Genomic DNA, 14,047 nt, shown 5'->3' on the forward strand with positions numbered 1-14,047 from the left:
TATTTTCACTAATGCCTAATTTGGGTTAAAACCTATTTTTAAGTTAAATTATTATAAATCAACCAATAGAAACATTACTTTTAAACACACTTAATTAGTTTAATAAGCGTTATTATAGTATCTTTGGAAACTTTTTATTGCTCATTTTTTGAACAAAATAGCTAAAATATTTGTTGTACTACTTTTTTGCCTAGCAAATACAAGCCATTCTTATGCTCAAGAAAAAGAATTCGGCGTTTGGGCAGGTACAGTAGTTTATCTAGGCGATTTAAATCCTAATGTCTCTTTCAAAAATGCAAGACAAGCTTTTGGTACATTTTTCCGATACAACTTAAATAATCGAATGGCACTAAGAGCAGGTATCAACTATGGGTTTCTACAAGCTAAAGATGCCAATGCTGTTCGTTATCCATACTTACAACACAGAAACTTAAGCTTTAAAAGCCAATTATTTGAAGGGATGCTAGCTTACGAAATTAACTTCTTTCCATATTCTAATGTACCTAATAGCAAAGAAAGAAACTGGACGCCTTATGTATTTGGCGGAGCTTCTTTATTTTACTACAGTCCAAGTGTAAGATACGATGGTACTAACTTTAAACTAGAAGCCATTGGAACCGAAGGACAAAAAGATCCAAATGTCATTAAAAAAGAAAGAGGATACCAAAGTTATAGTTTTGCAATTGCTTATGGTGGAGGAATTAAATATGCCTTAAACCAAAATTGGGCAATCAATGTAGAAGTTAGTAGCAGAGCAACTTTTACCGATTTTATCGATGATGTAAGCGGAAAATATCCAGCAGCAGATGAATTATATTACTTATATGGCGATGTAAATATTGCAGAGTTACTATCTGATAGATCTACCGAAGTAGGACCAAAAATTGGCTACGAAGGCAAACAAAGAGGAACGAGCAAAGACAAAGACCGATTTATGTTCTTAGGTGTTACACTTACATATACTATTCACGATCTAAAATGTCCAAAAGTATTCTAACTTGGAAAACCAACCACAACATATCGACTATAAATCGCTTATCAACTTAAATAAGTTGCCTAAACACATTGCTATTATAATGGATGGCAACGGAAGATGGGCTCAAGAAAAAGGAAAACACAGAATCTTTGGACATAAAAATGGTGTAAGTGCAGTGAGAGCAACTACCGAAGCTTGTGCAGAACTAGGCGTACAACATCTTACACTATATGCATTCTCTACTGAAAATTGGAACAGACCACAAACCGAAGTAAGTGCATTAATGGAACTATTATTCTTAACCATCGGAAAAGAAATAAAAACACTACAAAAAAACAACATCAAGCTTAGTGCAATTGGAAATATTGACACACTACCAGAAAAAAGTCAAAAAGCACTACTAAAAGCTATAGACGAAACCAAATACAATACTAGAATGACATTACACTTGGCTTTAAGTTACGGTTCTAGAGAAGAAATACTACAAGCAACAAAAAAAATTGCAGAAGCATATAAATTAGGAAAAATTAATATTAATCAAATCAATGAAACCGATTTTGATCAATACCTTTACACCAAAAATATACCTGATCCAGAATTATTGATAAGAACAAGTGGAGAACAAAGAATTAGCAATTTCCTTTTATGGCAAATTGCTTATGCAGAACTTTACTTTACCGATAAATTTTGGCCAGATTTTAATAAAGAAGATATCTATCAAGCTATTTATGACTATCAAAATAGAGAAAGAAGGTTTGGAAAAACAAGTAAACAAATTGAAGAAAATGCTTAACGAAATTAAATTATGAATATTAAAATTACTAACTTATACATACTCTTTTTTCTTTGTTTTATAACAACTCAACAACTTAGTAAAGCACAAGATTCTGTTAGCATCAATACTATCGAAACAGATGAAAGCAATGCACTATTTTCCTACAAAGAACCAAAATCATACAAAATAGTAGCTATAGATTTTGATGGATTAAACTATCTCGACAAAACAGTAGTCACTTCATTAACTAGTTTAAAAGTAGGTCAAACCATTACCATTCCAGGCGATGATGTTACAAAATGCATCAAAAATTTATGGAATCAAGGACTTTTTGGCGATGTGAGTGTATACGCATCAAAAATTGAAGGCAACGAAATATCAATAGTCATTAAAGTTGAAGAAAAACCAAGACTAAACAACATCAATTTCGTAGGCATTAAAAAAGGCGATGCTCAAACACTTATGGAAAGCATAGAAAGTTTTAAAGCACGACCACTTACACCAGCACTTAAAAACAACATTGCTAATATTGTTAAAGACTTTTACATAGAAAAATCATATTTAAATACTACGGTAGATATAGAAGAAACTGAAGATGTTGGTTTAAAGAACAGTGCATCAATCAATATTAATATAGACAAAGGCAACAAAGTAAAAATAGAATCGGTTACTTATTTAGGCAGAGAAAATGGCGAATTGGCTAAAATGCGTAAAGCAATGTCTAAAACAAAACCAATGTCTAAAATCTCATTAATTGATGAAGATGTACCAGACTATTCTACTAAGCAAAAAATTAAAAACACACTATATACACTAGCCAATTTAAATCACATTTCTTTAATGGATTTCTTAGGAAGCAGATTTAAAATTGCATTTAAAGGCACTAAGTTCAACGAAGACTTATACAAAGAAGACAAAAACAACTTGTTGGCTTATTATAATAAAATAGGATATAGAGATGCTAAAATTCTAGAAGACACAGTAATTACTAATCCAAATACAGGCAATGTAAATATTATTATTAAGCTAGAAGAAGGTAATAAATATTACTTTAGAGACATTAAATTTAAAGGTAATTCTAAATACAGCGAAGAACAATTAGCCAAAGTATTAAATATAGAAAAAGGCGATGTTTACAATACAGAGTTATTACAACAACGCTTATTTTCCGATCCAAATTATGGCGATATCAGTTCACTTTACTACGATGATGGTTATTTGTTCTTTAGTGCAAATCCAGTAGAAGTTGCAGTAGAAAACGATTCTATTGATCTTGAAATTAGAATTAACGAAGGACCACAAGCAACGATAAAAAATATCATAATAGAAGGCAACGATAAAACCAACGAACATGTAATTCGTAGAGAATTAAGAACATTACCAGGCGATAAATTTTCTCGTACTAACTTAATTCGTTCTCAAAGAGAGTTAGCCAATCTAGGATTTATCGATCCAAATGAAACACAAATTGTACCTATTCCAAATCCACAAGACGGAACTGTAGATATTAAATATTCTGTAGTAGAAAAATCTGCCGACCAAATAGAATTATCTGCAGGTTGGGGCGGACAAAATGGTGGTTTAATTGGTACGCTTGGTTTAAAATTTAACAACTTTTCAGTTAAAAATATGTTCAAAAAAGGAACATGGTCGCCATTACCAACAGGAGATGGTCAACAATTTAGCGTAAGAGTTGAAACCAATGGTAAACAATACCAAAACTATAACTTCTCATTTACAGAGCCATGGTTAGGTGGTAAAAAACCAAATGCATTTTCTGTAGCAGTGTTCCGTTCTCGTTTACAAGATGTATTGAATAAAGAAGTAAGAGGTCGTCAAATTACCAATGGTTTGTCGGTAGGTTTAGGAACAAGACTTAAAAAACCAGATGACTATTTCATTATGCGTGCTTCTGCAGACTATTATGGCTATCAGCTAAATAATTTTGGCGGAAGATATTATGTAAACAATCAACCATTAACAGATGGTAAATTCAACAACTTAAACTTTACCTTAAACCTACAAAGAAACAGTATCGACCAACCAGTGTTTCCTACAAGTGGTTCTAGTGTGTCTTTATCTTTAGAATTTACACCACCATATTCTTTATTTAAAGGAAAAGATTATAACTACGATGCATTAAGCGATGCAGAACGATATAAATTTGTAGAATATCATAAGTGGAAATTTAATGTAGATTGGTATACTTCTCTAGGAAAATCTAAGTTTGTACTACGAACAGCAGCTAAATTTGGTTTCTTAGGAAATTATAATAAAAACTTAGGTACAACACCTTTCGAAAGATTTGAAGTTGGTGGAAATGGTATTCCTTCTTCTGTAACTTTATTTGGTACAGACATTATAGCACAAAGAGGTTACGAAGGACCATACTCTTCAAATGGTGGCGATCCAATCTATAACAAATTTGTAATGGAATTACGCTATCCATTCTCATTAAATCCATCTGCAACGGTTTACGGTATTCTATTTGCAGAAGGAGCCAACACTTATAAAGATATTAAAAACTATAATCCATTCCAATTAAAAAAGAGTGTGGGCTTCGGTATTAGAGCCATTTTACCAATGTTTGGATTGATTGGAATTGATTATGGCATACGATTTGATAATGCTAATGGTAGTAGTATCCAAAATGCTAATGGTTTCTTCGATTACATCGGTAAAAACGGAAACATATCATTCATTTTAGGATTCGAACCTGAATAAAAAAATATTATTATGAAAAAAGCAACTGTATTATTTAGCTTATTATTTTTAGTTGTAGCAGGAAGTTTTGCTCAACGATTTGCTTATGTAGACACGAAGTATATTTTAGAAAAAATGCCAGAATATACACAAGCACAAGCTGCATTAGACAAACAAGCAGCACTTTGGCAACAAGAAATCGACAACAAAAATGAAGCACTTAAAAAAATGTATAACAAATATCAGGCAGAAGAATTTTTATTGTCTGATGATTTGAAAAAAGAAAGAGAAAATGAAATTATGCAGGCAGAAGAAGAAGTAAAAGAACTTCAAAAACAAAGATTTGGCTTTAATGGCGATTTATTCACTAAAAGACAAGAACTGATTCAGCCAGTACAAGACAAAGTTTTTGATGCAGTGCAAAAAATATCAGAACAAAGAGCGTACGATTTTATTTTCGATAAAGCGTCTGGTGGTGCTACCATGTTGTACACCAATCCCAAATACGATATTAGCGAAGAAGTCATTAAAAAACTAGGACTATAAAAACTTATTTGTAAACCAATTATAATTTTAAATAACATGAAGAAATTTTTAACAATTGCAACACTATTTATTGGATTAGCATTTTCTGCTAATGCACAAAAATTTGGTCACTTAAACTCTCTAGATTTATATAGTTTAATGCCAGAAGTAATCGCAGCTGACTCAATGGTGCAAGTTTATGCTCAAGAGTTAGATGGACTATTAAACGATATGTACACAGAGTACGATACTAAAGCGAAAGGAGCTTCTGAGAAGAAACAAAAAGGACTTTTAACACCAGCTTCTGAAGAACTAGTATTAAAAGAGTTAGCAGATTTAGAAAAAAGAATTACCGATTTTCAAAATTCTGCTGATGCTAAAATTCAAGACAAGCAGTCAAAATTATTAGCACCAATTAACGAAAAAGTATACAATGCTGTACAAAAAGTAGCTAAAGCAAATGCATATACTTATATTTTTGATGTAAGTAGTGGTGCTTTAGTATATGCTAATCAAAGCGACGATGTTTTGCCTTTAATCGCTAAAGAATTAGGTTTAAAACTTCCAGCAGATTATGGCAAAACACCTCAATAAAAATTAATCAATAGTAAATGGATGCACAAAATCCAATAGGTATATTTGATTCTGGTATTGGCGGCTTAACGGTCGCCAATGCTATTTTAGCACTATTACCAAAAGAGTCTTTAATCTATTTTGGCGATACTGCTCATTTGCCGTACGGTGATAAATCTGCTGATGCGATTAAAAGCTATGCTAAAAACATTACTGAGTTTTTACTTAAGCACAAAGTAAAAATGATAGTTATTGCATGTAATACAGCATCGGCACATGCTTATCATTTGGTACAAAATATCGCAAAAGATATTCCTGTTATCAATGTAATAGAACCAGTAGTCAATTACATTTTAGATAAGCAATACAAAAAAGTAGGCATTATTGGAACACAAGGTACTGTCAACTCAAAAGTGTACTTAAATCAAATTCAAGAAAAATCAAACACTATAAATGCAGTACAATTAGCTACACCTTTACTAGCACCAATGATAGAATCTGGATTTGTAAATGGCGAGATTTCTCATTTAGTAATAGAAGAATATTTAAGCGATGCTTCCTTACAAAATATAGATAGCTTGATATTAGCTTGTACACATTATCCACTAATAAAGAAAGAAATAGAAGCATACTATAAAAGCAAAAACTTACAAGTAGAAGTATTGGCGACCAACGAAATTGTAGCACAATATGTAAAACAGTTTGCTATAGAAAACGGACTAGTCAATTACAATAATGAGTTTGAACGAAAGTTTTTTGTATCAGACTATACACAAAGCTTTGAAAAAACCACTCAGCTCTTTTACGGAAAAACCATACACCTAAAGCAAGAAAAGTTGTAAATAATATATAATTTAATTTCTTTAGTAAATTATTACAATAAATTTTTATAATTTTGATATATTCTTATGAATGTACACAACTTTGTTAAAGCACTAAATTTTCTTCCAAAAGAGAACGCTTCTGATATTTTTATTAAAAAATATGCAGATAACTATGCTATTGAGGTTGATGTAAAGAATTCAATCTTTAATTTTGGTGGAAAAGTTAAAGTTGGAGATAAAGCAATTCAAAATATCACAAAACCAGAAGATTGGGTAGTATTTGAATGTGTGGATAGGTTACTCGAAAAAGGATATAAACCAAAAAACATCTCATTAGAAAAAGTTTATCCAGCAGGACATGGATTTTCTGGAAGATTAGATATTTGTGTTACACATGATGATGGTTCTGAGTATTTATTAATTGAATGTAAAACCTACGGTAAAGAATTTGATAAAGCTTTAAATCGCTTAAATAAAGATGGCGGACAGCTTTTTACCTATTTTAAGTTTAGTAATAAGGCAGATGTTATTATGCTTTATACTTCTGAATTGAAAGGAAAAGAAATTGTTTATCAAAACGAAATTATAAAAATTGAAGCCGATTATAGAACTGGTGATGTAAAAGATTTTTACGAAAAATGGAATAAATTAACCAAAGACAATGGTATTTTTGACACTTGGGTAAAACCTTACAACTTTGAAAGTAAAGCATTAACAATAAATGACTTAGAAGAAATAAGACAAGAAGATAGTAGCTTTATATTCAATCGTTTTTTAGAAATTCTTCGACATAATGTAGTTTCAGATAAAGGAAATGCTTTTAATAGAATCTTCACCTTATTCCTTTGTAAAATTTATGATGAAAAAGATAAAGAAGATACCGATAAAGAATTAGAATTTCAGTGGTTTGAATCTCCATTTACTTATGATGGCGTTTATTATGAAAAAGACGACCATAAAATTTTTCAAATTAGATTGACCGATTTGTATAAAAATGGTATGAAAGCATTTTTAGAAAAAAATGTAACTGATTTATCCGACCAAGAATTTAATGATAAATTTTATTATTTAACCGAAGAGCAAAGAGCACCAATTCTTGTTGAGTTTAAAAAGATTAGATTAGAAAAAAATAACGAGTTTGCTATAAAAGATGTGTATGATGAGCAATCTTTTTATGATAATGCCGTAGTGGTTAAAGAAATTGTAGAATTGCTTCAAAAATATAAAATACGCTATACAAAAAAACAACAATACCTTTCTGATTTTTTTGAATTACTGCTAACTACAGGTTTAAAACAAGAGTCTGGACAATTTTTTACACCAGTGCCAGTTTCTCAGTTTATAATTAAAAGTTTACCTATCGATAAAATCATTGAAGATAAATTGCAGAAAGGAGTAAGCAATGAATACTTGCCTCATGTAATAGATTATGCAGCAGGAAGTGGACATTTTCTTACAGAAAGTATGCACGAAATCCAACGGATTATTGATAGTAATGAGTTTTTAGGGTTAAAAAAAGATGTAAAAAAGTTTATAGATAAAGCTAAAACCTATCATTTTGACTGGGCTTTTGATTATGTATATGGTATAGAAAAAGATTATCGCTTAGTAAAAGTCGGCAAAGTCGGTTGTTATTTACACGGCGATGGATTAGCGAATGTTATTCATTCTGATGGATTGGCTCGTTTTAGTCATTCAGATTATAAAGGAATTTTAAAACATCAAGACAAAGATTTTCCTAAAGAAAACAAACAGTTTGATATTGTTATCTCAAATCCACCTTATTCAGTTTCAGCATTCAGAAACAATGCTTCTAAATATTACAATCAGGAAGAATTTGATTTATATAATAAACTCACAGATGTTAGTTCCGAAATAGAATGTTTGTTTATAGAACGCACTAAGCAATTGCTTAAAGATGGTGGCGTGGCAGGTATTATATTACCAAGTTCTATTTTAAGCAATTCTGGTATATATGCTAAAGCTAGAGAAGTTATTTTGCAATATTTTGATATTGTAGCTATAACAGAGTTAGGTTCTAATACCTTTATGGCAACAGGTACAAATACTGTTACTTTATTTTTAAGACGAAGAAACAATTATGATTGCGAAAAAATAAAATCGTTTGTAAATAGGTTTTTAGACAATTTTTTAGACAATACTATACAAATAAACGATAATACCCAAGCCATAGAAAAGCCAATTGCTAAATACATAAACCATGTTTGGCAAGATATTTCGTTTGATGATTATGTAACACTATTAAAACAAAAACCAACAAAAGCAATTGAAACACACGAAATATATAAAGAATATAGAAAAAAGATAAAGGCAAAAGACGAAAAAGCATTTTGGCAAACACTAATAGAAATAGAAACAGAAAAATTGTACTATTTTATAATGGCATATCCGCAAAAAGTAGTATTGGTAAAAAGTGGTGAGAAAAATGCAGAAAAACGATTTTTGGGATACGAATTCTCCAACAGAAGAGGAAGTGAAGGTATACACCCAATACAACGAGGAAAAAATATAAGTGATTGCACGCAATTGTTTGATGAAGATACTTTTGAAAACCCGAGCAAAGCAAGCACCTATATTTACAAAGCATTTACAGGTGATTATGATTTTGCAATTGATAAAACGATGCAAAAAAATATTTCTCGCCATGATTTGGTAGATATGCTCACTTTTGACCGAGTTGATTTTGAAAAAAACATTTCACTTTCGGTTAAAAAAAAAGTAAAGATTGAGAGTAAGTGGGAATTAGTTAGAATTGGAGATTTATCGAAAGAAATAATTAATGGAAGTACACCCTCAAAAAACGAATTTAAATTTTGGGACAAAAAAGAACTAAATTGGTTAACTGTTGCTGATTTTAATTCAGATAAATTAGAGGTCGATAATACTGAAAATTTTGTTTCTCGTTTTGCTTTAGAAAATAACAAAGTTAGACTTGTTCCAAAAAACAGTGTATTGGTTAGTTGTACCGCAACCATTGGAAAAGTTGGAATTAATTCAATAGAACTAACCACAAATCAACAAATTAATTCAATTATTTGTAATCAAAATATTTTGCCTTACTATTTAGGAAATATTTTAAAAGTACACGGAAAATTATTAGAAGAATTAACATCAAATTCTGGCGTGAAACATGTTAATCTTCAAATGCTTAATGACTTTAAAATTCCACTTCCACCTCTCAACATTCAACAAAAAATAGTTGCAGAAATTGAAGTTTTAGAAACCAAAGAAAAGGAAGCAAAAGAGAAAGTTGAGGAACAAAAAGAAAATATTAAAAATGTAATTTCTAAAGTTTCAGGAAACTTAATTTCTCTATCAGAAATAACTTCTAAAATTGGAAGTGGAGCTACTCCAAGAGGCGGAGAAGGTTCATACAAACAAAATGGTATTTCATTAATTCGCAGTCAAAATGTTTATGATAATGAATTTTATGAAAAAGGATTGGCTTTTATAGATGAAGAACAAGCTGAAAAACTAAAAGGTGTAACAGTTGAAAAAAATGATATTTTATTCAATATAACTGGAGCTTCAATTTGCAGATGTTGCATTGTACCTGAAATACATTTACCAGCAAGAGTAAATCAACATGTTTCAATAATTAGAGTTACTAAAAAAGCTTTACCAAAATATGTTCAAACAATATTGGTTTCTGAAACTTATAAAAATCAATTATTAGAAATTGGAGACGGAGCAACTTCAAGAGAAGCAATAACAAAACAACAATTAGAAGACTTTAAAATCCCACTTCCACCAATTACCGAGCAACAAAAAATTGTTGCCAAAATTGAGAAAATAGAAGCAAAAATTAAGGATTTAGAAACAGAAATTGCTTCAATTCCTAAACAAAAGGAAGCTATACTGAAAAAACATCTTTAATGCTACTCTTCTTCATGCAACTCAAAATCTTCTAAAAATTTTGTAGTAAAATTGCCTGATTGAAAATTGGCATTGTCCATTAATTGTAAGTGAAATGGTATTGTTGTTTGAATGCCTTCTATTTTCATTTCAGTTAAAGCTCTTTTCATTTTTTGAATCGCCGATGGTCTGTCTTTTGCTTTAACAATTAGTTTTGCAATCATAGAATCGTAAAAAGGTGGAATACTATAGCTTGGATATACTGCTGTATCTATGCGTACACCAAAACCACCACTAGGAATATAATTGGTAATTTTTCCTGCATTTGGTTTAAAATCATCAAAAGGATTTTCTGCATTAATTCTACATTCAATAGCATGACCTGTTGGCAAATACGCTTCTTTTTCTAATTTTGCACCAGCAGCCAATTCTATTTGTAACTGAATTAAATCAACTCCAACTACTTCTTCTGTTACAGGATGTTCTACTTGTATTCTGGTGTTCATTTCCATAAAGTAGCAATTTTTGTGTTTGTCTACTAGAAACTCAACTGTACCAACACCTTCATATTTAATAGCTTTAACAGCTTTTGTAGCAGCATCGCCTAAAAGTTTTCTTAGTTTATCATCTACAAAAGGTGAAGGCGATTCTTCTACCAATTTTTGATGTCGTCTTTGAATAGAGCAATCTCTTTCACTAAAATGTGCTGCATTGCCGTGTTGATCGCCAGCCACTTGTACTTCAATGTGTCGTGGTTCTTCAATAAATTTTTCTAAGTAAACACCACTGTTGCCAAAACTTGCACCAGCTTCAGATGTTGCCATATTAAAATTGCTTTCAAAATCTTGTTCATTCCAAACTACACGCATACCTTTTCCACCACCACCAGCCGTTGCTTTTAAAATGATTGGATAACCTGCTTCTTGTGCTAATTTTTTTCCTTCGGCAATATTTTTTATTAAATCTTTAGAACCAGGAATACAAGGTACTTTTGCTTTAAGCATAGTATCTTTAGCTGTAATTTTATCGCCCATTAAAGCAATTTGTTGTGGTGTTGGTCCTATAAATTTAATGTTGTTTTCAGCACATCGTTTAGCAAAGTTTTCATTTTCTGCTAAAAAACCATAACCAGGATGAATGGCATCTGCTTGAGTAATTTGAGCAACCATTAATATATTATATATATTTAGATATGACAATTTAGAATTTGGCGGACCAATACAAAAAGCTTCGTCTGCTTCTTGAACATGTAATGCTGTTTTGTCTGCTGTAGAGTAAACGGCTACTGTTGCAATATTCATTTCTTTACAAGAACGAATAATGCGTAGTGCAATTTCGCCACGATTAGCGATGAGTATTTTGTTGAAAAGCTTCATCAAACAAAAAACTATTTAGGTTCAATTAAAAATAGTGCTTGATCGTATTCTACAGCTTGTGCATTGTCTAACATTACTTTTACTACTTTGCCACTTACCTCGCTTTGAATTTCGTTAAACAATTTCATGGCTTCTATGATACACAAAACATCTCCTTTTTTAATGATATCACCTACTTTTACAAATGGTGGTGTTTCTGGATTGGCAGAACGATAAAAGGTACCTACCATTGGTGCTTTTATTGTAGTTAAATTACCTGTGTTTTCTGTAGTAGTACTTTCTGTTGGTGTTGTTGGTGCTACGACATTGGTTGGCGTAGTTGCTATTGGTGCTTGTAAAATTGGTGTAGTAGTACTTCCTTTTTGTGTGATTTCAATTTTTATATCTTTCTCTTCTATTTTGATAGAAGCTAAGTCGTTGTCTTTTACTAATTGAATGAGTTTTTTTATGCTGTTAAAATCCATATTTTGTTATTCTATAAATTTATTTTTTCTTTTTACTTTTTTTGTTCTGAGATTCTTGAGAACTCATATCGTTACTTGCTTTGCCTTTTTGTTTTTTAAACTTGTTTTTTTGCATGGCTTTATTGTTCTCTTGAATTTTTTTCCAGTCGTTGTATTGGTCTTGCGGACAACCCATTTTTTTGCTACAAGCAGTAGATGCAGTAGAAAACAGCAATACTGTAATTAAAATTAGTATGTATTGAAAAACTTTTTTCATTAGTATAAAAGTAAGCATTTTTTTGATAATATAAATAGTTGTGTGTGCTAGTATTGAGTAGTGTGCTTTTTTATGATTGTTCTTTTGCTGTGATTTTATGAATATTACAATATAGCTAAATCTTAATAATTTGTCACAATAAAAAAAACTGTCATCGAAGTATAATGAAAGAGTTCATAGATTCCTTCTTTCGAAGGAATGACGCTTTATGTTGATTTAGCTATGGTGCCAAGCATTGTTATAGTTTAAAACTTTGACAATGTTTTGTAGCAGACTTTTTGCATAAGGGATAGAACGGAAAGCCCACAGCGACGAAAGGAGCGAGGACTTGTAGTGATAGCCCGACCGAAATGTAATGGAGGTTATGCCAAAGAATCAGTCAATAGTCATTTGTTGGTATTTGCAATTGGACTATACAAGAGCTCTAAAAACAATTATAGATAGTATACATACTATAATTAATGATATTGATACTTTTGTTATTTTGAGTGGTGCTTCGTTGAGGTTTAATTTTTTGTAACCGCCTAAGACACTAAAGTAAGTAAATGGCATAAAGATAGTTGGTAATAAACTTACCCAAGTTACTACTGGTAAATTTAATAATGTAACAAATATAATTGAACTATATATTGGTAGTAAGAATAATTGTTTGGCATTTGTTGTTTTGTTGAATATGGTTTCGTTTTTGTAGTAAATAAATTGTTTGGCGAATTTTCTAAACAATATATTTATCCAAATAAACATAACGATTGCTATAATAATTGCTACAACTGTTGGTATGTGGAAATAGGCGAAGATTTTTCCTGTGTCGCCTTCTGTTGCAAATGGTGCTATTAAAAAATAACCCATAAATGTTAATAGTCCTTGCATGCCAAACCACTGCATAAATAGTTTAAACAGCGATGGTTTTATTATTTTGATGGCAATAATCAATGCAATGATACCTTGTATTAAACTAATGATTGGTCCTGCTGCTGCTACAATAGTGTTTTGTGTGTCTGTGCCAATTGTTTCATTAAAATTGACATAGTTGTGGTGTAAGCTTGGATGAAAGCCAAAGTATTGTGCTACAATATAGTGTCCGAATTCGTGAATGATAGTTACTAGTAGTGTAACAGATATTACTATAAGTATGGAATTAATTGCTAATGCATTTTTTGTTTCTTTCATGGTTTATTTTTTATTATATGTTAAGTGTTAATACTTGATATGGCGTAAATACTCGACATAGTATTAAGATATTTCGCTCATGCTTTGCTTAATTATGTGAAAAGAGATTGCTTCGTCATTCTTCCTCGCAAAGACGAATTGAAAATTATTCCACTATTGCTGTAAACTCAATTTCTACTAATAACTTTTCGTCTATTAGTTTTGCCATTTGGTACATGCCTGTAGCTGGTTTACTGTCTTTAAAGAACAGACTGTGTGCTTTGCCAATTTCTTGCCATTGCGAAATGTCTGCACAGAAAATTCTGGTTCTAATTACATCATCAACGCTTGCATTAAAATGTTCTAATACTTTAATTGCTTTCTCTATAATACATTTAGTTTGTTCGTATACATTGTTTTCTCCTACAACATTTCCGTTTACCGTTGCTGTAGTTCCAGAAATTTCAATGATATTACCCATTTTTACTGCTCTTGCATAGCCAATTTCATCTTCCCAAATTACGCCATCTTTAAAGTGTGTTTTGCTCAT

General features: G+C 31.0%; 12 protein-coding genes. 7 read left to right on the plus strand and 5 right to left on the minus strand.

From position 1 onward, the window contains the following. The first annotated feature begins 148 nt into the window (after positions 1 to 148). The 7 genes from H6553_10945 (at position 149) to H6553_10975 (ending at position 10,273) form a co-directional block, all read left to right on the plus strand. Positions 149 to 997, plus strand: a complete 849-nt coding sequence (locus H6553_10945) for an outer membrane beta-barrel protein (protein ID MCB9034346.1) — start codon at positions 149 to 151, stop codon at positions 995 to 997. Positions 998 to 1,019: 22 nt separating this feature from the next. Continuing rightward, positions 1,020 to 1,769: an isoprenyl transferase gene (locus H6553_10950; GenBank protein ID MCB9034347.1), complete on the plus strand. Its 750-nt coding sequence runs from the start codon at positions 1,020 to 1,022 to the stop codon at positions 1,767 to 1,769. Between the two features lie 12 nt (positions 1,770 to 1,781). Beyond that, entirely contained in the window at positions 1,782 to 4,475 is a 2,694-nt protein-coding gene (locus tag H6553_10955; GenBank protein MCB9034348.1) for a BamA/TamA family outer membrane protein, read from the plus strand. Between the two features lie 12 nt (positions 4,476 to 4,487). Beyond that, positions 4,488 to 5,000, plus strand: a complete 513-nt coding sequence (locus H6553_10960; protein ID MCB9034349.1) for an OmpH family outer membrane protein — start codon at positions 4,488 to 4,490, stop codon at positions 4,998 to 5,000. Positions 5,001 to 5,036: 36 nt separating this feature from the next. Further along, positions 5,037 to 5,573 (plus strand): OmpH family outer membrane protein, encoded by a 537-nt coding sequence (locus H6553_10965; GenBank protein ID MCB9034350.1) that lies wholly within the window; start codon positions 5,037 to 5,039, stop codon positions 5,571 to 5,573. Between the two features lie 17 nt (positions 5,574 to 5,590). Continuing rightward, entirely contained in the window at positions 5,591 to 6,394 is an 804-nt protein-coding gene (gene murI / locus H6553_10970) for a glutamate racemase (GenBank protein ID MCB9034351.1), read from the plus strand. A gap of 66 nt (positions 6,395 to 6,460) precedes the next feature. Next, positions 6,461 to 10,273, plus strand: coding sequence for a restriction endonuclease subunit S (locus tag H6553_10975; protein MCB9034352.1), 3,813 nt, complete (start codon positions 6,461 to 6,463; stop codon positions 10,271 to 10,273). A gap of 2 nt (positions 10,274 to 10,275) precedes the next feature. Here the strand turns inward: H6553_10975 and accC are convergent, their stop codons facing one another. From accC to H6553_11000, 5 genes are all read right to left on the minus strand, one after another. Continuing rightward, a complete protein-coding gene (gene accC, locus H6553_10980; GenBank protein ID MCB9034353.1) occupies positions 10,276 to 11,628 on the minus strand; it encodes an acetyl-CoA carboxylase biotin carboxylase subunit in 1,353 nt (450 codons plus the stop codon). Positions 11,629 to 11,639: 11 nt separating this feature from the next. Next, complete coding sequence (gene accB / locus H6553_10985) at positions 11,640 to 12,092, minus strand: acetyl-CoA carboxylase biotin carboxyl carrier protein (protein MCB9034354.1); 453 nt, start codon at positions 12,090 to 12,092, stop codon at positions 11,640 to 11,642. 19 nt (positions 12,093 to 12,111) lie between these two features. After that, positions 12,112 to 12,348: a hypothetical protein gene (locus tag H6553_10990; GenBank protein ID MCB9034355.1), complete on the minus strand. Its 237-nt coding sequence runs from the start codon at positions 12,346 to 12,348 to the stop codon at positions 12,112 to 12,114. 411 nt (positions 12,349 to 12,759) lie between these two features. Further along, positions 12,760 to 13,518, minus strand: coding sequence for a hypothetical protein (locus H6553_10995; GenBank protein MCB9034356.1), 759 nt, complete (start codon positions 13,516 to 13,518; stop codon positions 12,760 to 12,762). Positions 13,519 to 13,663: 145 nt separating this feature from the next. Then, positions 13,664 to 14,047, minus strand: a complete 384-nt coding sequence (locus tag H6553_11000; GenBank protein ID MCB9034357.1) for a RidA family protein — start codon at positions 14,045 to 14,047, stop codon at positions 13,664 to 13,666.

It is taken from the genome of Chitinophagales bacterium (assembly GCA_020636535.1).
In the GTDB taxonomy this organism is placed as follows: domain Bacteria; phylum Bacteroidota; class Bacteroidia; order Chitinophagales; family JADIYW01; genus JADJSS01.

Bases quoted from the DNA above. Each gene is read 5' to 3' on its own strand.
- H6553_11000 (MCB9034357.1), bottom strand. From the start codon at position 14,047: ATGAGCAAAACACACTTTAAAGATGGCGTAATTTGGGAAGATGAAATT.
- accC (MCB9034353.1), bottom strand. From the start codon at position 11,628: ATGAAGCTTTTCAACAAAATACTCATCGCTAATCGTGGCGAAATTGCA.
- accB (MCB9034354.1), bottom strand. From the start codon at position 12,092: ATGGATTTTAACAGCATAAAAAAACTCATTCAATTAGTAAAAGACAAC.
- H6553_10990 (MCB9034355.1), bottom strand. From the start codon at position 12,348: ATGAAAAAAGTTTTTCAATACATACTAATTTTAATTACAGTATTGCTG.
- murI (MCB9034351.1), top strand. From the start codon at position 5,591: ATGGATGCACAAAATCCAATAGGTATATTTGATTCTGGTATTGGCGGC.
- H6553_10960 (MCB9034349.1), top strand. From the start codon at position 4,488: ATGAAAAAAGCAACTGTATTATTTAGCTTATTATTTTTAGTTGTAGCA.
- H6553_10965 (MCB9034350.1), top strand. From the start codon at position 5,037: ATGAAGAAATTTTTAACAATTGCAACACTATTTATTGGATTAGCATTT.
- H6553_10975 (MCB9034352.1), top strand. From the start codon at position 6,461: ATGAATGTACACAACTTTGTTAAAGCACTAAATTTTCTTCCAAAAGAG.
- H6553_10995 (MCB9034356.1), bottom strand. From the start codon at position 13,518: ATGAAAGAAACAAAAAATGCATTAGCAATTAATTCCATACTTATAGTA.
- H6553_10955 (MCB9034348.1), top strand. From the start codon at position 1,782: ATGAATATTAAAATTACTAACTTATACATACTCTTTTTTCTTTGTTTT.